The sequence below is a fragment of the Patescibacteria group bacterium genome (assembly GCA_041665585.1).
Taxonomy (GTDB): domain Bacteria; phylum Patescibacteriota; class Gracilibacteria; order JAHISY01; family JAHISY01; genus JAHISY01.
In genome coordinates this window covers 17816-37981 of the sequence record JBAYIN010000005.1, presented here as the reverse complement: position 1 = coordinate 37981, position 20166 = coordinate 17816, and the positions used below count along the sequence as shown (strand labels likewise).

Below are 20166 nucleotides of genomic sequence, written 5' to 3'. Positions count from 1 at the left end.
AAAATAATTAAGTAAATTTGTTATTACGCCAAAATTCAAGCACCTTTTTATAATTTGCTGCATTCGGCAAATCTTTCTTCCATTGTTCGGAGACGAGCGGATCTGTGCTTTTGGATTCTTTTGCTTTACTAAACTTTGTGCGCATTGGAAGTTTTACGCACTCACCCATGATTAAACCCTCACCAGTTCTCAAACTTGGCAAAAGCTCCACTAATTCGTTCAAAGAATCTTCAACGAAATTTTTTATACGTCCTCGGTCGTTTGAGTTTGTCATTCGTAACGCGATAACTGATCCGCACTGACTTAAAACAGTCTCATCCAATTCTGACGGTCGCTGTGTTACAAGTAAAAGACCAGATCCATATTTACGCCCCTCTTTTGCTATTTTCTGAACAGTACGCGAGGCAATAGAATTTTCTCCTGATTTTAAGTAATTATGGGCTTCTTCCAAGACCAGCAATATAGGCGTTTTACGCCCACCTACATCCTCATTTTGCCCCCAGTATAAAAACTCATAAATAATCGACAGCAAAGAACCTGAGATTGATCCCATAATTTCCGAAGGGATACTAGAGAGGTCGAGAATCGTTATTGGTTTTTCTGCCCCTACCCACTCCTGAATGAGAGTATCTAGATCGCCTATAATTTTCCCGTCCAACGCTGGTGTTAAATTACCCAATTCATATAGAAATCTAAACCGCGTATCTAAAAGTCGATTTTTCATTAAAGTAAGAAATCCTAAGACTCCCTGTGCTGAGTTGTTTAAAAATGGCTCGGATGACCCAATGCCAACAGGTTCGTATTTATTAGATTTTAAGTTTTGAGCATTTCCAGGATTAGCTGAATCTAGAGTGGTAGTAATTCTGTCTTTTTTGAAAGTCTTCCTTTCAAAATCATCCAATTCAAACCATAACTGCCTAACGCTAAAAGGTATCGGACTATCAGCCGTAATCGCCTCCTCTTTTGGCGCGGTATTTAGATTTTTAGAAGCCTCAATTTTTTTCTTTAAAACTTTTTCCCGAATATATTCTTCCTGCTTTTCGTTTAATTTACCTGGAAAACTTTTTATGAATTCCTGAAAAGGCAATGCCCAATATGGAATTATAAGTTCTTTTTCTTGTTTTGAAGTATCTGCCCCAACTTTAAAAATTTGGCTATATTCACTCAGAATTTCTCCATATTCTCCATGAGGATCAATTAAAAGAATTCTTGTGCTTTTTATGTCATCCCCATTTTTATCTTTTCTTGTCGCAATGGCCTCCAAGATAACCGAAACAGTGTTTGATTTTCCACTTCCAGTAGATCCTAAAATAGCGCAATGTCGATTAATAAATCGATCAATGTCGATTCTCGCAGAAAGACTCTCAGATGCGCTCACCTGTCCAACGGCAATTGATTTTGCTTCGTCCAATCCTCCATAAATAAGTTCGAGATCGTCCTTTGTAACTAAATGCACTTCGTCATCGGCAATTGGAAATTTTAGAACTCCTTTTTCAAATTTTTTACCGATTCCTTCACCAATCAGAGTTGCTTTTATCCAGCGAGATCCTCGCATATTCTCTTGTTCAACTAATTTTTCAGGAATCGCATCAGAACCAGCTTGGGTAATGACGCCATACAGATTCACATAACCAAGTGGAATCCTGATAAAAGAACCTATTTGACCAACACGATACAAAACACCATCAATAATCGGAAGAGTTGATCGAATATTTTCGTCCAACTCAATAGCAAGCGTGCTACCAGTCACGCTACTAACTTTACCGATAAATGTTTCATTATTTTTGGGCATTATGTTTTCTGTAAAATTCTGATAAAAAAGCAGCGAATTCTTTAAAGTCACCTAGCGATAATTCTCCGCCACCATCCCAATCTTTGGCTGTTGTTGGCTTGTCTTCTTTATAAAAATCTAACTGATCTTCTCTCGAAGCAAGTCTCCAATCCCCAAATTTACAACCAATGACGGCAGATCTTTTCGCATAAACCGACACTTTGGAATTTTTTTGTGCAATTTCTGTAGATAAAAAATCTTTCTCTGCTAATTCACTGTTTTTGAATATAAACACATGCGAAGAACGTGACCGCGTAAGTGATGTCAGAATTATCTCGTTGATATGCTCATCACCGAAAGAATAGCCACAAATAAAAAGAACGGAATCCTCTTGTCGCAAGAAATAAGAAAGTCTGTCCATGTAACTCAGGTATGGCTGTTTTTTTGAGTGGTCATACTTTAAAAACGATGGATAGATCATTGCCTTACCACTTACCCCTGATGTTCTAACGATTTCCTTTACCTCGTTTTGTTCCCACCCAAGGGAGCCATGCAGCTTCCATAATTTTGCCCAATCTTTTACTGGAGAGTCTGCCTCAATCCATTCTGGGCAAAAAAATGCTTTATAACTACCGACAAATCCATCAAAATATGGGATTTGCTGTTTTTCAAGGGCAAGCTCCAAGAGATAATCATAGTTTGTAGTAAAAATTTCCACTGGAAATTCTCTATCCGCATTTTTAATCCATTTCGCAAATGTATTGTGATTTGTTTTTTCAATCTCTGAATGAGATGGATGGCTAGTATTGTGGACTGACACCTTCTCTCTTATTTCATTTTCTATATCATCTCGTAATTTTTCCAACTCGATCTTTTTCAGTCCACATAATTTTTCACTGCCAGCCGCCCTTGCCTTTTCAGAAATTTTAGAAAGTAAAGTTTCTATGTTGAATTTTTTACTATCAGTCTCAATTTCAGTTTTAATCAGCTCAATCGCTTCTTTTTGCGGAGAGATAAATTCGCTTATCACGGCGGAAGTCATTCCATCTGTTCCGATGATTAAGTCAGTACCATCGGTTTTTTTCATTGAGATTCCTGCACCAAAAAGAAATCCTATTTTTTTAGAGGGGCTGCATAAAATCTCTTGGAGCTGATTGATTTCCTGTTTTGGGTCATGTGCAGTCATATTGAAAATGATTATCGATCCGAGTTTAATTATATTCCTTTTATAATGAACTAAGCATTATACCCCCATGTCTAGGGCAAGTGAGTCGAGCATGGGTGCCCGTGTTGGTTGGGGTGGAGGGATTCGAAGCTGGCTCGAAGTTTGTCGAGATTCAAAATTCCGCGACGGCACGCGCCGGAAAGTTTCGTGAAATTCGAAGATTGTGCTCCCGGGTGTTTTCACCCTCGTACCCCAAACAAAATAACCCCGCCACTTTGTGGCGAGAACATTTTGTTGGTTGGGGTGGAGGGATTCGAACCCCCGCATGGCGGTTCCAGAAACCGCTGCCTTACCGCTTGGCGACACCCCAATTAGTTAAATTTTCAACCGCTGCCTTATCCCGCTAAGCGGGACGACACCCCAATTTGATTCTCCCTATTCATTTTAATTTAAGCCCCCGCATGTCCCGCCTAGGCGGGATGCCTTCCGCCTGAGCGAAGCGAAGTCCCGCTCAGCGGTGATTGGCGACACCCCAGTCAGTTTGTAGTTGATAGCCCCGAAGGGGTCCCTTCGGGATTAATAGTTGATAGATTTTTTACCACGACTACCTGAGCAATGCGAAGATTCTACTTTTTTCGAGTAAAATTGTGAAGTTGAAGCTCGAACTCAAAACCACTCGCGAAATCCGCGCCGAAAAATTCGTCGCTGAAAAATTGCCGTTTCTGAAACGGACTTTTCTGCAGAAGCTTTTTCGCAAGCGCGAAATCAAAGTCGCGAAAATTCCACTGAAAGCCGAAACGAAAATCACTGCCAATTCCGTCGTCGAAGTTTTCCTGCCGGATCCGCGCAAATTTTTCTCTGAGCTCACGGGCAACCAGATTATTTTCGAAGACAAAAATGTGATTGCCTTCGCGAAACGGGCGGGACTCACGACACACGCGGGTGTCGGCACGCACGGCGACGATCTGCGCAGCTGCGCCGAGACTTTGCTAAATCTGCGCCTCACTGTCGTCCACCGCCTCGACCGCGCGACGAGTGGCGTGGTCATTTTCGCGAAAAATGCGGGGACCGCGCGTAAGCTCGAAGACGCTTTTCGGGCGCGCCAAGTTTTCAAAAAATACTTTGCCGTCGTCGCCAAGCTGCCGCGGGAAAATTCCGGCGAGATTAATTTGAATTTGAAAAAAGTCGGTCCCAAAATGGAAATCGTGAAAATCGGTCTGGCGGCACAGACTTTCTGGAAAGTCGTCAGACGCCTGCACAATAATACTGCTTTGCTCGCAGTCGAAATCACGACGGGGCGGACGCACCAGATTCGCGCGCACCTCGCAGCAGTGGGGATGCCGATCGTCGGTGACCCGATTTACGGCAATGCGCAAGATGCGCGTATGCTACTGCACGCGGGCGAGCTCAAAATTTTAGATTACAATTTTTCGGCGGAAATTCCACCTGAGTTCTATGCAAACTAAAGTCGTCCAAATCGGCAAACTCAAAATCGGCGGCGGACAGCCGGTCGCGATTCAGTCGATGCTCTGCACGCCCGCACACGATTTCCCTGCGGCAGTGCGACAAATTCGGCGACTCGCGCAAGCCGGTTGCGAAATTTTTCGCATCGCAGTTCCAGATCAAGTCGGCCTCCAAACTTTTGAGAAAATTCGTAGAAAATTTCCGCTGATTCCTTTGGTCGCGGACATTCATTTTTCCGCCGAGCTTGCGATCGCCGCGGCTGAATTCGCCGACAAGATTCGCCTCAATCCCGGCAATTTTCCACCTGCCAAGTTGGCTGCCGTCGTGAAAGTCTGCAAAAAGCGGGGGATTCCGCTGCGCGTCGGCGTGAATTCTGGATCACTCGAAAAAGCTTGCTCCCGCGGAAGCGGGAGTCCAGCCGAGAAACTGGCGAATTCCGCCCTGCAGAATGTGCGTAAGATCGAGAAGCTCGGCTACCGCAATTTGGTCGTCTCGGTCAAAAGTTCCGACATCGCGACGACGATTGCCGCGAATCGTCTGCTCGCGCAGAAAATAAATTACCCGCTGCACCTCGGTGTCACCGAAGCCGGTTCGCCGAAGTTCGGCATTTTGAAATCGGCAGTCGCGCTCGGCAGTTTGCTCAGCGATGGCATCGGCGACACCATCCGCATTTCACTCACGGCTGACCCAGTCGCGGAAGTCGCAGCGGCGCGAGATTTGCTGCGCATTTTGAAATTGCGCCCGGCAATCGAAGTCGTGAGTTGTCCGACCTGCGGACGCACCGAGGTCGATCTCATTCCCATCGTGCGCCAAGTCGAAAAAGCCGTCGAAAAAATTGAAAAGACTCTGCCTGCCGACAGACAAGCTTTGAAAATAGCCGTCATGGGCTGCATCGTGAATGGTCCGGGCGAAGCCAAAGACGCCGATTTCGCGCTCGTCGGTGGCAAGAAATCGTTCGCGATTTACCAAAAAGGTAAGTTTGTAAAATCAGTTACAGAGGCTCGCGCGGTGGTTGAATTCCTGAAGCTCTTGCTCGTCAGGAGTTAAAGCTGGGATTTTTGCCATTAATTTCTTAGCTTCAGCGAAAGCTTTTTTCTGTGCGCGAAAATCTGGACTCGAAAGTGCAAAACAATTTTTCACAAACCGGACGATCGTATCTCGTAAAGTTTTGACTTCGCGATATGGATCGGCAGCGATTAAAACATCCTGAACTTTTTGCCTGGTTGTCTCAGCATAAGATAGTCTGACCGACTGCACTAGCGTGTTCTTGTCTTGAAGAAATTCATCTACTTCGCCGTTAATGTGGTCTAGGATTTTTCCCCACTGCTCAGCGGTTTTTGCTTCCATTTGTCGTAAAATTAATTAGCTGAGATTATATTGTCAGCTTATGAAAATTACAAATTGAACTTCATCCCAATCAAATTCGTCCTCCGCACGGTGCTCGCCCAAAAAAAAATGGCAGCCAAATTTTCCGCGGCTGAAATTTGTTTCGTCAGTGAAAAACTTTTTCTCGCCGAGCTGCCGGAAATCGCCGGTGCATTTGCAGTCAAATTTTTGAAAAATGGCGTTCTCCAAATCGCCGTCGCGAATTCTTCCATCGCGGCGCAAATGCGCCTCGCCGAGACCGTCGTCCGCGACGCGCTGATCAAACGCGGCGCGAAAGTCAAAACACTGCGTTATTCCGTCGGGCTGCCGGAAAAAATTCTGCCGTTTTAGAAACTAGAATCGCAATACTATTTTTTTATCCGTCTAGTTTTTAACCCTGGAATTAATTCCGAGGTTAGGAGTGTTGGCAGTGAAATCAGGGCAATGACCTTTTAGCTCAAATTCACAACAGCTGAGCTTGACTAAAATCTCAAAACTATTTTGGATTTGAGCGTCGCAGAATTTTCTAATTTTCAAGTCTCGTAATTTATGGAGCATGGAACATAAAACATGGAACAAACTATTCTGTCATGTGCTCCATGTTATGTGCTCCATGTTTCTGGATTTCCAGCGTTTTATTTTTTAGCCTTGACGCACGCCTGTCGTTAACCCACCAGATATCTGGTGGGTTAACTTTTGAGTTGAGCCTTGAGTTTTATTTGAAAATTTGAAAATCGTAAATTTAAAAATTCCCTCCATGTTTCGTGTTCCATGTTTCTAAACTTCAGCATTCAACCTAGAAGATGGCGAACAGAATACGCAGCAAGATTTGTCGCGCGAAATCAAGCGCAAGTAGTGCGATGAGCGGGGAGAAATCGAAGAATCCGACCCTGAGCGGCAAGCGACGAAAAAAAGCGAGAATCGGCTCGGTCGCGGAAAAAATAAAAAAGCTGAGCTGACCGCGCGCGCCGGGAGCCAGCCAGGATAGCAGCATCCGCAGCACGATCAAAAATCCCAACGCGCGGAAAAAAAGATCAACCGTATTCTCGAGAATCGCAACTGTTTGTAAACTCAAATTCATGTGCGGATTTTACGAGTTCGCTTGAATTCCGTAAAATCAACGAGATGTCGAACGAAGCTATTTTTTTCACACTTTTATTTCTCGTCCTCGCGACGACGCTCCTGGCGTTTCGCCTCGGGCGCGGTTATCTTTTCACGCTGGTGGCGTGTGAAGTCGCGCTGCTGAATGTTTTTGCGCTGAAGCAATTCGACCTTTTCGGACTCGCAATCAACGGCGGCATCGTTTTTTCCGGCGGAATTTTTCTCGCCATCAATCTGCTGAATGAATTTTACGGAAAAAAATTCGCGCGACACGCCGTGTGGGCTGGTCTCGGCGCAGGCGTTTTCCTATTTGTCGCCTCGTCGCTCACGACCGCTTTCGCGCCAAATACTTTCGACCGCGCCCAGCCCGCGCTCGCAGCAATTTTCACACCGGGCTTCCGCCTCGTCGCCGCGAGCCTCGCCAGTTATTTTATTTTTCAAACTTTCGGCGTTTGGTTTTACGACCTTTTGAAAAAAGCCACGAACGGACACCAACTCTGGCTACGCAATGGTTTGTCGATGATTCTCGCGCAAACCGGTGACACGCTTTTCTTCACAGCTGTCGGACAGTTTGTGCTGCTTGCCCAAAATCCTGAACTTGGCAGTAGTGTGACAGCGGAAAATTTCGGGCGCACAGTCGCTTTCGTACTCGTCGTCAAAACCCTAATCGCCATCAGTGCCACGCCCATCATGTATTTCGCGCAAAAAGTGAAACACGAAGGACTCGGTATCGCCGAGCGCATTCGCAATTTTCTCGATTAATTTTTTCCAATGATTCTGACCGAGAGTGTCAAAGGTCTCGAAAACACCAGCGCGAAAGATTTCAATTTGCCCGGTGCGGACGGACAGCAGTATTCGCTCGCGAGCTTCGCGGACAAAAAAATTCTGGTCGTGATTTTCATGTGCAACCATTGCCCTTATGTTTTGGCAGTTTTGGAGCGTTTAAATCAGTTGGCGGTGGAATTTGCCGACCGCGCCACCCAATTCGTCGGCATCAATTCGAATGACGCGACCGATTATCCGGCTGATTCATTTGAGAAAATGCAAGATTTGCCGGTGAAATTTCCCTACCTGCGCGATGAAACCCAGGAAATTGCGACGAAATATCACGCCGTCTGCACGCCGGATATTTTCGTTTTCGACGCTGAGCGCAAACTGAAATACCACGGTCGCATCGACGACAATTGGCAGCAGCCGGAAAAAGTCGAGCGCGCGGAATTAAAATCCGCGCTCGAGAAAATTCTCGCCGGTGAGGAAATCCCGCGCGAAGCGCAAAATCCCGCGCTGGGCTGTTCGATCAAATGGAAACGCTAAAAAAACATCTCGCCAGTTTTCGCCTGCGCGCCGAATTCTGGCGGCTCGAATATTTTTCGCGCAGCAGAGCTAGAGATTTCACGACGATCAAATCCAAACGAATACCGGTCGTTCTCGTCGCCGGGATTTACGCGAGTGGCAAAAGTCTGCGACCGCTGAAAAAATTCCTCGAACAAAAAGGTTGGCCCGTCAGTCTCGCACCTGCAGAGAAGAATTACGCAGCCGTCCCGATTTTGGCAAAAAAACTAGAAGCGAGAATCCTCGCGCTGCCGGCGAAAAAGGTGCAAATCGTCGCGCATTCGCTCGGTGGCATCACCGCGCTCGTCGCGCTAAAAAACCCCAAAGTTTTCGCGAAAGTCGCGCAAGTCATCACGCTCGGTTCACCGCTGCAGGGCTGCGCGCTTGGTAAATTCGCCTTTTGGGAATTGAAAAAAAATCGTGATTTCGTCGCGCCTAATTCGAAAAAAATTCAAGCGCTCACTGCCAATCCCAAAATCAATCGGAAGTTTCGCTCGCTGCGTGCCCATTTCGACCCGATTGTTTTTCCGCCGGAAGTTTCGATCCTGCCTGGCGCGCAGGAAAATCGCGCGCTCGCTGTCGTCGGACACATCGCGCTGATTCTGTCGCCGACGGTCTGGCGCGCTGTCGTGAAACGCCTTTTAAAATAGCTTCCGCTCGATTGCGGCGACTAATTTTTCTAAATTCGCACCGGTGACGGCCGAGACTTTGATCCCAGCACTGCGAAATTTTTTGAGATCAATTTTATTCGCGACGAGCAGCTGCGGCGTCGTGTCCGCCTGCAAATCTTGCAGAATTTTTTGAACGACTTTTTGCTTGCGTGTAATTTCGACAGGCGAGTCCGCCGCGTCGAAAACGAGCAGTAGTAAATCCGCCGCGCGCACTTCTTCGAGTGTCGCGCGAAACGCGGCGATCAAATCAGGCGGCAGATTTTCGATGAAGCCAATCGTATCCGCGAGCAGGATTTTGCGCTGAACTCTAGGCAGCCAGAGCGCACCGAGCCGCGGGTCGAGCGTCGCGAAAAGTTTGTCCGCGACGAACACATTTTTCTTTTTCGTGAGCGCGCTGAGCAGCGTCGACTTGCCGGAATTGGTGTAGCCGATGAGCGCGACCGTCAGCAAATTTTGGCGGCGGCGATTCGCGCGCTGATTTTCACGCACGGTTTTGAGCTGCTCAATTTTTTGGTCAATCGCTTTAATTTCCCGCAAAATATGGCGTTTCTCCGCCTCGATGCCAGTCTCGCCCGCGCCGCGCTGCACGACTCCGCCGCCGCGCTCGCGCTCGAAAAGTGTCGTCGCCGCGCGCCGGTAAATCTTCGGAATGTCGTAAGCCAGTCGCGCCCGTTTGACCTGCAATTTCGCTTCGGTCGTCGTCGCGTGCTTCGCGAAAATCCGCAGAATCACATCGACGCGATCCCAGACCACGACCGGAATCCGCTCGGTCAATTCGTAGATCTGATTGCCTTTCAAAATCCCGTTCACGACGACCGCATCGCAATCGAGCTCACGCGCGAGCTCACCGATTTCGCTGGCCTTGCCTGTCCCGAGGTAAGTCTTGCCACTCGGCTTACCGCGCTTCTGAATAATTTTGACGATGGTCATGCCGCCCAGTGTCTCGATCAGACGCACCAACTCCGCGAAATGTTTTTCCGCATCCGGCTTCGGCAAATCACTTGGCACGATGTCCGCGACGATAACGCGCAGATTATTTTTCATTACAAAAGTTTTTTGACGGCGGCGGCGAGCGAACGAAATTCCGCGCTGCTCGCGATTTTCGTGAAACCCATTTTTTTGGCTTCTTTCGAGCGTTTTTCCGTCTGTGAGACAAAACGAATTTCACCCGTCAGACCAATCTCACCGAAAGCCGCCAAATCGACCGCGAGCGGAATTTGCTTCTTGGAGCTGGCAATCGCGAGTGCGACCGCGAGATCTGCCGCTGGTTCGCGCAAGCGAAATCCGCCGACGACATTCACGAAAACATCACTCGAGTCGAGCTTGATGCCGGCGTGTTTTTGCAAAACGGCGACGAGTAATTGCAGTCGATTCAAATCAAATCCGCTCGCGGCGCGTTTCGGATAACCGAAGACCGATGGGGAAGTCAGCGCCTGCACCTCGACCAGGAGCGGGCGCGTGCCTTCGACTGTCGCCGCGACACACGAACCGATTGGATTTTCGGCTCGTCCTTCGAGGAAAGCCGCCGAGGGATTTTTCACTTCGACCAAGCCGTTTTCTTTCATTTCGAAAACACCGACTTCGCTCGTCGCCCCGAAACGATTTTTACTCGTGCGCAAAAGCCGGAAGTCGCGGTGCGGATCGCCTTCGAGCGTCAGCACGACATCGACCAAGTGCGAGAGCAGGCGCGGACCGGCGAGGTCGCCGTCTTTCGTCACATGACCAATCAGGATAATCGGCGTACGAGTCGTTTTCGCGAAGCGTAAAAGCCGCTCCGTCACGAGTCGAATTTGCGGAATCGAACCCGCCATTGATCCGGACTCGAGCGAGCTCATGACCTGGACGGAATCGACGACGAGCAATTTAGGCTTTTCCGCCTCCGCCGTCGCGAGAATATTTTCGATAGTGTTCTCGGAAAAAATGTGGAGTCGCGCATGCGAATTCTTGAGGCGCACGGCGCGCAGCGCGATTTGCTCCGCGGATTCTTCGCCGCTCGCAAGCAAAGTTTTACCAATAATCTCAGCAAATTTCGCCGCCATTTGCAGCGTCAGGGTCGATTTGCCGATGCCTGGTTCACCGCCGAGCAAAATCAAACTGCCCGGTACGACGCCACCACCAAGCACGCGATCGACTTCCGCGAAGCCGCTCGCGATGCGCGCGAGGGGAGTCGCCGCCAATTTTTCGGCGGTCGCCGCTTCCAGGATTTGTCCGACGGGTCGCTCTTTTTGACCAAAAAGTTTTGGCGCGACGGATTCCTCAGTGAGCGTGTTCCACTCTTCGCAGCTCGAACATTGTCCCGCCCAGCGCGGCGAACGCGCACCGCACTTTTCGCAAACGAAAACTGATTTAGTCAATTTAGAATTTTTAAGTTTCCAATTTTGAGTTTCTTAAACTGGAAAAATTTTTCGAATTTAAAATTTACCTAGATCAAATCCGCGAGTCCGTGACCTTTTTCTTTCTCACCACGGACATGCCGTTTTACCATTCCGCTCAGAATCGTCTTCAAAGCTTTTTCGTCTTCCAGTCCGCGCTCCCGAGAATACTGCTCTTTCGCATCGAGAATCGCTCTCTCCGCACGCTGTGGTGCACAGGCATTTTCGAGCTTAATCTCACCTGTGCCATCGACCTGAACTGCGAGATTGCCGAAATTAAAAATACTCTGCCAAACCCCTTTCTTATCATACGAAGTTCCAACGAGATCGTCGAAAGCGATGCGCGTCGAAGATTTATCGAAAACACCGTTCCAGTCCAGATCGACGACGCCGAGATTCGTGATTAGGAAAGCATCGAAATACCAATCGGCGACTTCGCGAAAAAAACGAATCAGTCCAAATGCCGCCCAAATTCCAAAAACCCACGCCGCAGCAACAATCGGAAACATCGCGTAAAAAATCGCCGGAATCGCCAGACCGAAAAAAGCCGCTTTGAAAAGTGTGCGATACGCCGCGAACCAGTGTGAATGCACGACATAGAGAAGTTTCTCGTCGTCCTGGAGATGGCTAGCGAAAAGAATCCGGTCAAAAATCACGCCCCCATTTTAACCAAAATTTTGGCGCGCGTCTGAAAACCCAGCAAGACTAAAAAAAGGCCTATTCGTGCAGATTTAAATTCAGTAGTCTTCATCCTCTCGCTCGGGGATTCTTGTTGGCTCGACCTTTTTTTCGAGTGACTGTGGCGGCACACGCAAAATTACGGTGGCAATACCAGTGTAGGGATCGAAACTATTTGAAATTTTTACTTCTTCAACTTCGGTGAATTCTCTTTTCGAACCTTCATCAAATGTAGTAATTGTCCCGCCATGAGGAGTTGTTTGTTCGTATAGTTTGGCAGCAAGTGCATCCAGGACCAAATTCGCATCCCTGGTCGCTTCTGCTGTCGCAAACATTTTGGCGTTCCTACGATACGCGATTATTCCTCGGCGATTTAAGTTTCGGTAAGTGCCTTTCACTAAGAAACTCCCGTCCGATAGCTTCGCGAATTTTGATGTTGGATCATTCGCCAAATTTTCAGCCTCAGTAGCAATCTCCCTTTCCGAAATTTCTGAATTTTTTGACTCAAAATTAATCGATTCACGAGCCGCGACTTCTTCCCCGATTGTCTGCGGCGGCACGCGGATGACCACTGTCAGCTTGCCATTTTCAAATCTAGACTTGAATCGCGTCGCTTTTTCTAATCTAGCTTCTGCGTGCTGATTAACATTAATTCTCGTACCATCAGCATTATTTTGAATACTCTCGGAAGTTTTTCCTTTCAAAAATAACAAAGCCTCCTCCTCGGCGGTTAAGTAAGCATCATCTGTTGCCTGGTCGCGCTCATCTTCTGCCACATCAGTTTCGACTCCTTTCACCAAGATACTGCCATCAGGCAGTTTCGCGATTTTTACTTCAGGATTATTAAATAATTTCTCAACCGCAAAAGCAATTTGCTGATCCGCCAGCTCTTTTTTCAATTCGGCACCTGCCGGAGTGGGCTGCGCAACTTCCTGCGAATCGACCTGGACTCGCGGACCAAACGAGGAGGTGGGAATTTCCGCAGCAATCGGATTCTGTCGACTTGAAGAATTGTCTTTTTCGGCTGGTTCTACTTCGTTTTGCGACGGTTGAATCGTCGCAGCAACAGTCTCGGCAACATTTTGCGCAGTAACTTCGACTTGCTGATTAGTCTCAGCAGTAGAAACCTCTGGTGCGGCAGTCTGATTCGTTGCGACATCGGGAGAATCATTTTTCTGTGCTGACTGTTCGACTATCGGAACTCGCGCTGCTTCAGGCGATTTTTTTTCAATAACAGGAGGAACCAATTTTTGTGCTACAAAACTCTCGGCGGCAGACATCGATTTGGTTTCGCCATAATCCGCCAAAACTTTCTGACGATCAGCCTCGATTTTTGCGGCAGTTGTGACACCATCTTTCATATCTTCGCCTTGCGAATTTTTCCCTTCCAAGATCTGGCGAATGTTTTGCATCGTCCCTTCGATTTTGGCTTTGTCAGCCGCACTCATTTTTTTGTAAGCGCCATAATTCGCTTTGCCTTCGATGTTTTGTAATTTCAGCGCGACCTTCAGCATGAATGTCCCAGCTTCATTTTTGAGCTGGCTATTTTGATTTTCAGTTTGGAATTTTTGAAAAATTCTCAAAACATCGGTGCGCTTCTGATCAAGCGCGTTTTCGTTTTTACTCAACTCAGTTTTTAGCTGCTCCAGCATTTGGTCGGCATTCTCAGCTTTTTGCTCGACTGACGGGGGATTTTCTGGAGTGGTCGCGAAAAAAATCACGCGCGCTGGCGCACAGTGATTGGTATTATCGGGAAATGTTTTTAGTCGCATTTTATTTTCAGGCTTGCGCCATTTTTTGATCAATTGAGCTCAGATCGATATTTTCAGTTTCACGGCTGTCGTCCTCCGCGACGGCATAGACCGCGCGCTCGACACGCTGCAGGAAAATTAAATCCTGTTTTTCAGCTTCAATCCGAGATTTTAGTCGCTCCACGAATTCCTGGTTGGTCGTAGAATCGCTCATCTTAATTTTTTAAATCTTGTTATTTTACGATAATTCTCGTAAAAAAGCAAACTGGAAAGCAAAAACTTTCCGGTATAATCCGCCCGCAAAAATGCAATGAGAATTTTCCGCGAAATGAAACTTCCGCAAAACAAGAAACTATCGCCGCTCGCGGCCGCGCTGGTTGATTTCGTTTCGGATGTTATTGTGATTTTCGCCATCGTCCTGCTCGTCATCAAGCCCTTTTTCTTCGCGCCGTTTCGGGTCGAACAGCAGTCGATGACACCCAATGTTTTGAGCGGAGAATTCATCATCGTTTGGAAAACCCCTTATTTATTCGGTCAAGAATACAAACGCAACGACATCGTCGTTTTCAAACCGCCACACTCGGAAAATTATCTCATCAAGCGCGTGGTTGGCTTACCGGGTGAGACGCTGCGTTTTTCCGAAGGGTTCGTCTGGATTGACGAAGGCTCCGGTGAATTCGAGAAGCTCGACGAGAGTTTTCTCGCGCCACAAAATTACGGCAACACCTGCCTCACGAATTTTTGTGATGCCGCCGCCAAAGCTGAAACCATCGATATCAAGGTTCCCGCCGACGATTATTTCGTGATGGGGGACAACCGGCTCGGTAGTCGCGACTCACGCGCCTGCTTCGAATCAAGCTGCACCAGTGAAAACGACCGCTTCCTCATGCATGATGGAATCGAAGGTCGCGCTTTCGTCGCCTTCGCGCGTTTCTGGCAGGAAAATGGCTCACAACATTTCACCTTCCTGAATGCACGACTCCTGAACGACCCATTGAAAAATTAGCGCAAACTTTTCAAGAATTGTTCTAATTGCTTGACTCCGCCTTTTGCAAATTGCCGGAAAAGCTCACTGCCGACGATGCCGATTTGGCCGCCCGCTTTTTGAATTTTTTGTAAATCGGATTTTGATTTCACGCCAAAGCCGACGCCGATTTCCGCCTGGGAAAACTGCCGAATCCGCGTGAGAAATTTCGTCAAATCCTTGCCGAATTCAGTCGCCGAGCCGGTGATACCGAGCCGCGCTGTCGCGTAAATCCAGCCCGTCGATTTTTGCGCAATCAATTTCAGTCGTTCGTCAGGCGTATTTGGTGCGACGACGAAAATCAAATCAAGCTTATTTTCTCGGCAAATCGCGAGCAATTCGCCCGCTTCTTCGACCGGCAAATCTGGGACGACGAAACCGCGCACGCCCGCTTGGCGCGCCGCGACCGCAAATTTTTCCAGACCGAAATGCAGAATCGTGTTGAAATAGGTCATCAGGAAAAAATCCGTCGCAGGAAATTTTTTACTAAGTTGCGCCGCGAAAGCGAAACATTTGGGCGGCGTGACTTTTTGCCCGAGCGCGACTGCATTCGCCGCAGTGATCGTCGGACCGTCCGCGACCGGATCAGAAAACGGAATTTGCAGCTCGACAATCGCAGAATGCGCCGCGAGAATTTCGGCAATTTTGAGCGAAGTCGCGAGATCCGGGAAGCCGACGACGGTATGGGTAGCTAATTTCAAATTTAAAATTTAAAATTTAAAATTTTCTTGTGCCACTCGACAACTTCCACTAATTCTTTTGCAAAGTCAGTGTGCGTCGGTCGCCAATTTAATTCTGTCTGAATTTTAGTCGAATCAATCGCGTAACGCCGGTCGTGTCCAGGGCGGTCAGCGACGAATTCGAGCAAATCCTCGGACTTACCGAGAATTTTGAGCAGCATTTTGACCAAGTCCAAATTCGCGACTTCGTTTGACGCGCCGACATTGTAAATCTCGCCGACTCGGCCTTTTTCCAGAATCAGGCGAATCGCCGCAGCGTGATCAGCGACATGAATCCAGTCGCGTACATTTTTGCCGTCGCCGTAAATCGGAATGCGTTCGTTTTTTAATGCGCGGGAAATCGTCAGTGGCATGAGTTTTTCCGCGAGCTGGTGCGTGCCGTAGTTATTCGAGCAGCGCGAAATCACTATTGGCTGACCGAAAGTCCGGTGCGCTGCCAAGCAGAGCATATCCGCCGCCGCCTTCGACGCAGAGTAAGGCGAACTTGGTTTCAGCTCGGAATGCTCGGTAAAACGCTCGGTCGAATCAAGCGGCAAATCGCCGTAAACTTCATCCGTCGAAATTTGAACGAATTTCTGCAGCTTAAATTTACGCGCCGCATCGAGCAAAATCTGCGTACCGAGCACATTTGTCTCGACGAAAATCTCGGGGTGAGCGATGGAATTATCGACATGCGATTCCGCCGCGAAATTCACGACAGCGTCACACTGCGTAATAATTTCCTCAACTAATTTTTTGTCGGTGATTGAGCCGCGCACGAATTCGTAATTCGCATTGTCAGCGAAATCCGCACAGTTTTCCGCCCGACCAGCGTAAGTCAACGCGTCGAGATTCACCACGCGAAAATCAGTCTCGGCTAAAATTTGCCGCAAAAAATGCGAACCGATGAATCCGCAACCGCCGGTAACGAGTAGTTTCATCGCGCTTTAGTTACCCAGTCGAATCCAATCTCCGGATCATCGTGAGCAATCCGACCTTCGTCAGGATTCTTAGCATCATATTCTTGATCCACGAGATAAATCAGTCCGGCTGCTTTTTCGCCTAAAACGCGGTAACCGTGCGCGACTTCCGGCGGGATCAAAACCGCGGCTGAATGGTGCTCGCCCAAAACAATTTTTTGGGTTTGCCCGAAAGTGGGCGAATTTTTGCGCCGGTCGAAAAGGACGGCTTCGAGATTACCGCTAGTGCAGAACCACAAATCGGATTGTTTTTTGTGAAAATGAAAAGCCTTGATTACGCCAGGATGGGCGACGGTGAAATTCATTTGTCGCGGCGTGAAGCCCTGCGACTCTGAAGCGCGCCAAACTTCCGCGAGAAAACCACGATCATCCGCGTTTTTCTTAATTTCGAAAATTTGCACACCGCTAATCATTTGCTTGATTTTAGCAACCAGAATCTCGAAACTCAAAAATACTGAAGCCCGAAAAATTTTGCAAAGAAAATTTAAGACCCCCCGCAAGTTCAAATTCATAAATGAGCCGTTCATTTTTTTGTTAACTCAAATATGTGGTTCGAATTACAAATTCGAACTGGCACAAAACTTAATGACTCAGTGACTCAGTGACCCTCTGGACCAAATGACCAATAACCAATGACCCTCATGTTATGTGTTTCATGCTGGCTCAGCAGGCTTGATTTTAGCTTTCAAAAGTGATAAACTGTCCTAATTTCAAAACAAAAATAAACTATGAGTTTTTTAATACCAGTCGCCTACGCCGCCACAAAAGAAACGACTACTGTCGTTCCGCCCATGGTCTCGAACATTGTTGTCGGGATTGTCATGTTCGTCCTGACTTTTTTTCTCGCGACTTTTTTACGATCCTGGGTGCAACGGGTCATTCGCGCACGACAGGGCGAAGGTCACGAAGAAGTCCGCGTGCTCTATGGTCGCATGACCTTCACAATCACACTTGCGGTCGGAATCACGGTTGCTTTGATTATCATGGGCGCGCCGCTGGAGTGGTTTTCGGGCGGAGTCGGTCTCGGCGTCGCTTTCGCGCTCCAGAGCTTCATCGCGAATTTTTTTGCGGGCGTAGTCTTGCTTTCGAATAATAAATTTAATTTGGGCGATTTTGTCATCGTCAATCCAGACTCGAGCGGAGCTTCTGCGACCTCTGGTCGCATCGTCGATATCCAATCCCGCGCTACCTCAATCCGAGCAGGAGATGGCAGCGAAATCACAATTCCGAATTCCCAAATGATTGACTCCGTCGTGAAATGCTACACGCGCAATCCAATCCGCCGACACGAAATCACGATGAGCGTCGGCTACGGCAGCAATCTGCGCGATGCCTGTGCCGTGATGGAAAAAACCATTCGCGCAAATACGAGCGTGCAACCCGAACCAGCCGTCGTCGTCCTGGTAAATAATTTGGGCGACAGTGCTGTGAATCTGACCGCTCGCTACTGGACAGAGAGCAAAGTGAAATGGTGGGTGGTGAAATCCGAACTGACGCGCGACATTCTCGAAGCTTTGACTTCTGCCGGCTTCGACATTCCGTATCCGATTCAGACACTCCGCGTCGATGAAGCCAGCTCGGACTTGCTCGCGCGAGATTCCCATTTGCTCGAGAAACTGGAAGTCATCGAAGCTGTCAAAAATACCAAAAAAACCGAATCACAAAAAGTTTTCACACCGACTCCCCAAAATTCCTAAATAATGCGTTTCTTCAAGCTAATTCCGGACGAGAGCAATCACGAAAAAGCGCATTTTGTCTGTCGCAAAATTCGCACCAGCGGCGATTCCAATCTGATTGCGACGGCGCAAAATCTGCTCGCGCGTTTCGAAGATGAAGGCGACGAAATGTTGATTGGTGAAATGGGCGATCTCGTCGGCGCGCTCCACCGCTGTGCACTCATCGTCCAAAAGACTAAGCACAAAAAATTACTCACGAAGCTGCGCAAAAATTCACGCGGTAAAATCACGACTAAACGCTGATTTTTAAGGTAAAATTCGACGCGTGAAAATTTTGCTCGATCCCACCCACGCCGAATTCACGACGCTCGAAGTCGACGGACGAATTTTGCAATTCACCCACGCACGCCGAGATTGCGGCGCACGCTTAATCCAAAAGCTCGTGAGCTTAAAAATCCAAGCTGAAGACGAGCTCGCCGTCATCATCGGTCCGGGGAATTTCACCGCTGTGCGGACAGCTTGTCTCGTCGGGAACGCGGTCAAATTACTCACGCATTGCGAACTATCAGCGCGACGCAAAACTGATTTGAAATTTAAAAAAGTGGCTAATTTGGAGCCGTATTACGCCACCGCACCCGCCATTACGGTTAGTAAAAAATGAAGAAGCAAATCCAACGCTTTCTCGAAATCACCGGCGGCGTGATACTGATTTTGCTCGGTGTCGTGATGCTCGTCACCCCCGGCCAAGGAATACTCGCGATTGTCGGCGGAATTTTTTTGATTTCACCGCAACACGGCCGCCGACTCATCTGGCATCTCGGCAAAGTCTGGAAGCGTGTCAAAACCTGGCTCTTTTCTTGGAGATTCAAGCGCACCGTAAAACGCAAAAATTTTAAAAGGCCGAAAAGAAGTAAGAAGTAAGAAGTAAGAAGTAAGAAGTAAGAAGTAAGGATTAAGGAATAAGAAGTAAGTTTTTATGGTGTGCGGAGCGTTTTAGTTTTAAGCTAAAATCAGCTTATTCCTTACTAACTTACCAAACCACTCCTTACCAACTTAATTCTTAAAATGAGCCTTTTTATTGTCGCCACACCGATCGGTAATCTAGGAGACATCACTTTGCGCGCGATTGAAACTTTGCAAAAAGCTGACATCGTCGCCGCGGAAGACACGCGCACCGCACTGAAATTATTTAGCAAATTCGACATTCACGCGAAACTCGTCGCGTTTCACGCGCACTCGAGCGAGCGCGAGCTTGAGAAAATTTTGACAGAATTGAAAGCCGGCAAATCCGTCGCGCTGATTTCCGAAGCGGGCACGCCAGGCATCTCCGATCCAGGTTTCGCGCTGATTCGAAAAGCCATCGAGGAGAAAATCGAAGTCGTGCCGATTCCGGGTGCCTGCGCCGCCATCGCCGCGCTCTCCGCCAGCGGACTGCGCATGGACAAGTTCATTTTTCTCGGTTTTTTACCTTTGAAAAAAGGTCGCGCGAAATTGATTGAAAGTCTGCGCGACCGAAGCGAAACGATTATTTTTTACGAATCACCGCACCGCATCCAGAAAACCATTTCCCAAATGGCGGAAATCTTGGGCGGCGCACGGTCGGTCGTATTCGCCCGCGAGCTGACCAAAATTCACGAAGAATTTTTTCGCGGCAATCTGACCGAAGCCAGCGAATTTTTGCAATCCAAACCAATCCGCGGAGAATTCACAATTCTACTCGGCGCTTGAAAAAATAGACTGAAAGACTAGAATCAATCCTTGATATTTTTTAAAATGAGTAATTTGCCAACGCTAGTTAAATCCGCTGATTCGGCTGGGGGAGCAGAGATTAATTCAGCCTGGTATTCTCATGGCAACATCCTTGATTCCGTCGGAGCAGAATTTTCTGACATCGGATATTTGAGAGACTATTTAAAAGATATTGAAGACTCTCTTTTGCTTTTTAACCCGGACGACTATAAACATCCAGAAATTAAAAAAGGTCTCCAAGCTCTGTCTGAGGAATATCGAGAAATCGCAGAACTAGTCAGGAAAAGAATTAAAGAGTTAGATTATGAACAACGAGAAATTAGCTAGTCTGCATTTTTTCGGGCAAAA

25 protein-coding genes and 1 tRNA gene are annotated in these 20166 nt (G+C 47.8%); 13 read left to right on the top strand and 13 right to left on the bottom strand.

Annotation, left to right across the window (positions count from 1 at the left end; all coding sequences use genetic code 11):
• Positions 1-7: 7 nt before the first annotated feature.
• From WCV72_03900 to WCV72_03890, 3 genes are all read right to left on the bottom strand, one after another.
• Positions 8-1792, bottom strand: coding sequence for an ATP-binding protein (locus WCV72_03900; protein ID MFA6458500.1), 1785 nt, complete (start codon positions 1790-1792; stop codon positions 8-10).
• Positions 1779-2957, bottom strand: a complete 1179-nt coding sequence (locus tag WCV72_03895; protein MFA6458499.1) for an SIR2 family protein — start codon at positions 2955-2957, stop codon at positions 1779-1781. The genes WCV72_03900 and WCV72_03895 overlap by 14 nt, the downstream gene beginning before the upstream one ends.
• A gap of 274 nt (positions 2958-3231) precedes the next feature.
• A tRNA-Gln gene (locus WCV72_03890) sits at positions 3232-3306 on the bottom strand.
• Between the two features lie 283 nt (positions 3307-3589).
• On the opposite strand from WCV72_03890, the gene WCV72_03885 reads away from it, so the two are divergent.
• Together WCV72_03885 and ispG are read left to right on the top strand one after the other, a co-directional pair.
• Positions 3590-4402, top strand: coding sequence for an RluA family pseudouridine synthase (locus WCV72_03885; protein MFA6458498.1), 813 nt, complete (start codon positions 3590-3592; stop codon positions 4400-4402).
• Positions 4392-5447, top strand: coding sequence for a flavodoxin-dependent (E)-4-hydroxy-3-methylbut-2-enyl-diphosphate synthase (ispG, locus tag WCV72_03880; protein ID MFA6458497.1), 1056 nt, complete (start codon positions 4392-4394; stop codon positions 5445-5447). Before WCV72_03885 ends, ispG begins: the two co-directional genes overlap by 11 nt.
• Here ispG and WCV72_03875 read toward each other — a convergent pair.
• Positions 5388-5747 (bottom strand): hypothetical protein, encoded by a 360-nt coding sequence (locus WCV72_03875; GenBank protein ID MFA6458496.1) that lies wholly within the window; start codon positions 5745-5747, stop codon positions 5388-5390. The genes ispG and WCV72_03875 overlap by 60 nt on opposite strands.
• Before the next feature lie 54 nt (positions 5748-5801).
• Here WCV72_03875 and WCV72_03870 point away from each other — a divergent pair, with 54 nt between their 5' ends.
• Entirely contained in the window at positions 5802-6116 is a 315-nt protein-coding gene (locus WCV72_03870) for a DciA family protein (GenBank protein ID MFA6458495.1), read from the top strand.
• A 445-nt stretch (positions 6117-6561) separates the two neighbouring features.
• On the opposite strand, the gene WCV72_03865 is transcribed toward WCV72_03870, so the two are convergent.
• Positions 6562-6846, bottom strand: coding sequence for a YggT family protein (locus tag WCV72_03865; protein ID MFA6458494.1), 285 nt, complete (start codon positions 6844-6846; stop codon positions 6562-6564).
• Between the two features lie 44 nt (positions 6847-6890).
• Between WCV72_03865 and WCV72_03860 the strand changes: the two genes are divergently transcribed.
• Genes WCV72_03860 through WCV72_03850 form a run of 3 tightly spaced genes read left to right on the top strand, consistent with a single transcriptional unit; the run spans position 6891 to position 8848 of the window.
• Entirely contained in the window at positions 6891-7628 is a 738-nt protein-coding gene (locus WCV72_03860; protein ID MFA6458493.1) for a queuosine precursor transporter, read from the top strand.
• A gap of 9 nt (positions 7629-7637) precedes the next feature.
• Positions 7638-8180: a thioredoxin family protein gene (locus WCV72_03855; GenBank protein ID MFA6458492.1), complete on the top strand. Its 543-nt coding sequence runs from the start codon at positions 7638-7640 to the stop codon at positions 8178-8180.
• Positions 8168-8848 (top strand): hypothetical protein, encoded by a 681-nt coding sequence (locus WCV72_03850; protein MFA6458491.1) that lies wholly within the window; start codon positions 8168-8170, stop codon positions 8846-8848. The genes WCV72_03855 and WCV72_03850 overlap by 13 nt, the downstream gene beginning before the upstream one ends.
• On the opposite strand, the gene hflX is transcribed toward WCV72_03850, so the two are convergent.
• From hflX to WCV72_03825, 5 genes are all read right to left on the bottom strand, one after another.
• A complete protein-coding gene (gene hflX, locus WCV72_03845; GenBank protein MFA6458490.1) occupies positions 8840-9913 on the bottom strand; it encodes a GTPase HflX in 1074 nt (357 codons plus the stop codon). The genes WCV72_03850 and hflX overlap by 9 nt on opposite strands.
• A complete protein-coding gene (gene radA, locus WCV72_03840; protein ID MFA6458489.1) occupies positions 9913-11223 on the bottom strand; it encodes a DNA repair protein RadA in 1311 nt (436 codons plus the stop codon). The genes hflX and radA overlap by 1 nt, the downstream gene beginning before the upstream one ends.
• 68 nt (positions 11224-11291) lie before the next feature.
• Positions 11292-11897 (bottom strand): hypothetical protein, encoded by a 606-nt coding sequence (locus tag WCV72_03835; GenBank protein ID MFA6458488.1) that lies wholly within the window; start codon positions 11895-11897, stop codon positions 11292-11294.
• An 81-nt stretch (positions 11898-11978) separates the two neighbouring features.
• Positions 11979-13691, bottom strand: a complete 1713-nt coding sequence (locus tag WCV72_03830; GenBank protein MFA6458487.1) for a hypothetical protein — start codon at positions 13689-13691, stop codon at positions 11979-11981.
• 7 nt (positions 13692-13698) lie between these two features.
• Positions 13699-13884 carry a hypothetical protein gene (locus WCV72_03825; GenBank protein ID MFA6458486.1) on the bottom strand — a complete coding sequence of 62 codons (186 nt, stop codon included), beginning with the start codon at positions 13882-13884 and terminating at the stop codon, positions 13699-13701.
• Between the two features lie 96 nt (positions 13885-13980).
• Between WCV72_03825 and lepB the strand changes: the two genes are divergently transcribed.
• The gene (gene lepB / locus WCV72_03820; protein MFA6458485.1) at positions 13981-14676 is read left to right on the top strand and encodes a signal peptidase I; all 696 of its coding nucleotides are present in this window, start codon (positions 13981-13983) and stop codon (positions 14674-14676) included.
• On the opposite strand, the gene trpA is transcribed toward lepB, so the two are convergent.
• From trpA to WCV72_03805, 3 genes are read right to left on the bottom strand one after another with little or no spacing between them, the layout of a single operon-like run.
• Positions 14673-15395: a tryptophan synthase subunit alpha gene (gene trpA / locus WCV72_03815; GenBank protein MFA6458484.1), complete on the bottom strand. Its 723-nt coding sequence runs from the start codon at positions 15393-15395 to the stop codon at positions 14673-14675. The genes lepB and trpA overlap by 4 nt on opposite strands.
• Before the next feature lie 2 nt (positions 15396-15397).
• Positions 15398-16354, bottom strand: coding sequence for a dTDP-glucose 4,6-dehydratase (gene rfbB / locus WCV72_03810; protein MFA6458483.1), 957 nt, complete (start codon positions 16352-16354; stop codon positions 15398-15400).
• Positions 16351-16806, bottom strand: coding sequence for a dTDP-4-dehydrorhamnose 3,5-epimerase family protein (locus WCV72_03805; protein ID MFA6458482.1), 456 nt, complete (start codon positions 16804-16806; stop codon positions 16351-16353). Before WCV72_03805 ends, rfbB begins: the two co-directional genes overlap by 4 nt.
• A gap of 315 nt (positions 16807-17121) precedes the next feature.
• Between WCV72_03805 and WCV72_03800 the strand changes: the two genes are divergently transcribed.
• The 6 genes from WCV72_03800 to WCV72_03775 all read left to right on the top strand — a co-directional run bounded on the left by WCV72_03800 (position 17122) and on the right by WCV72_03775 (position 20145).
• Positions 17122-18090, top strand: a complete 969-nt coding sequence (locus tag WCV72_03800) for a mechanosensitive ion channel family protein (protein ID MFA6458481.1) — start codon at positions 17122-17124, stop codon at positions 18088-18090.
• A gap of 3 nt (positions 18091-18093) precedes the next feature.
• The gene (locus WCV72_03795; GenBank protein MFA6458480.1) at positions 18094-18372 is read left to right on the top strand and encodes a hypothetical protein; all 279 of its coding nucleotides are present in this window, start codon (positions 18094-18096) and stop codon (positions 18370-18372) included.
• A 22-nt stretch (positions 18373-18394) separates the two neighbouring features.
• Positions 18395-18730, top strand: a complete 336-nt coding sequence (locus tag WCV72_03790; protein MFA6458479.1) for a hypothetical protein — start codon at positions 18395-18397, stop codon at positions 18728-18730.
• Positions 18727-18990: a PGPGW domain-containing protein gene (locus tag WCV72_03785; GenBank protein ID MFA6458478.1), complete on the top strand. Its 264-nt coding sequence runs from the start codon at positions 18727-18729 to the stop codon at positions 18988-18990. The genes WCV72_03790 and WCV72_03785 overlap by 4 nt, the downstream gene beginning before the upstream one ends.
• Before the next feature lie 144 nt (positions 18991-19134).
• Positions 19135-19797, top strand: a complete 663-nt coding sequence (gene rsmI / locus WCV72_03780; protein ID MFA6458477.1) for a 16S rRNA (cytidine(1402)-2'-O)-methyltransferase — start codon at positions 19135-19137, stop codon at positions 19795-19797.
• A gap of 54 nt (positions 19798-19851) precedes the next feature.
• Entirely contained in the window at positions 19852-20145 is a 294-nt protein-coding gene (locus WCV72_03775) for a hypothetical protein (GenBank protein ID MFA6458476.1), read from the top strand.
• Positions 20146-20166: the final 21 nt, after the last annotated feature.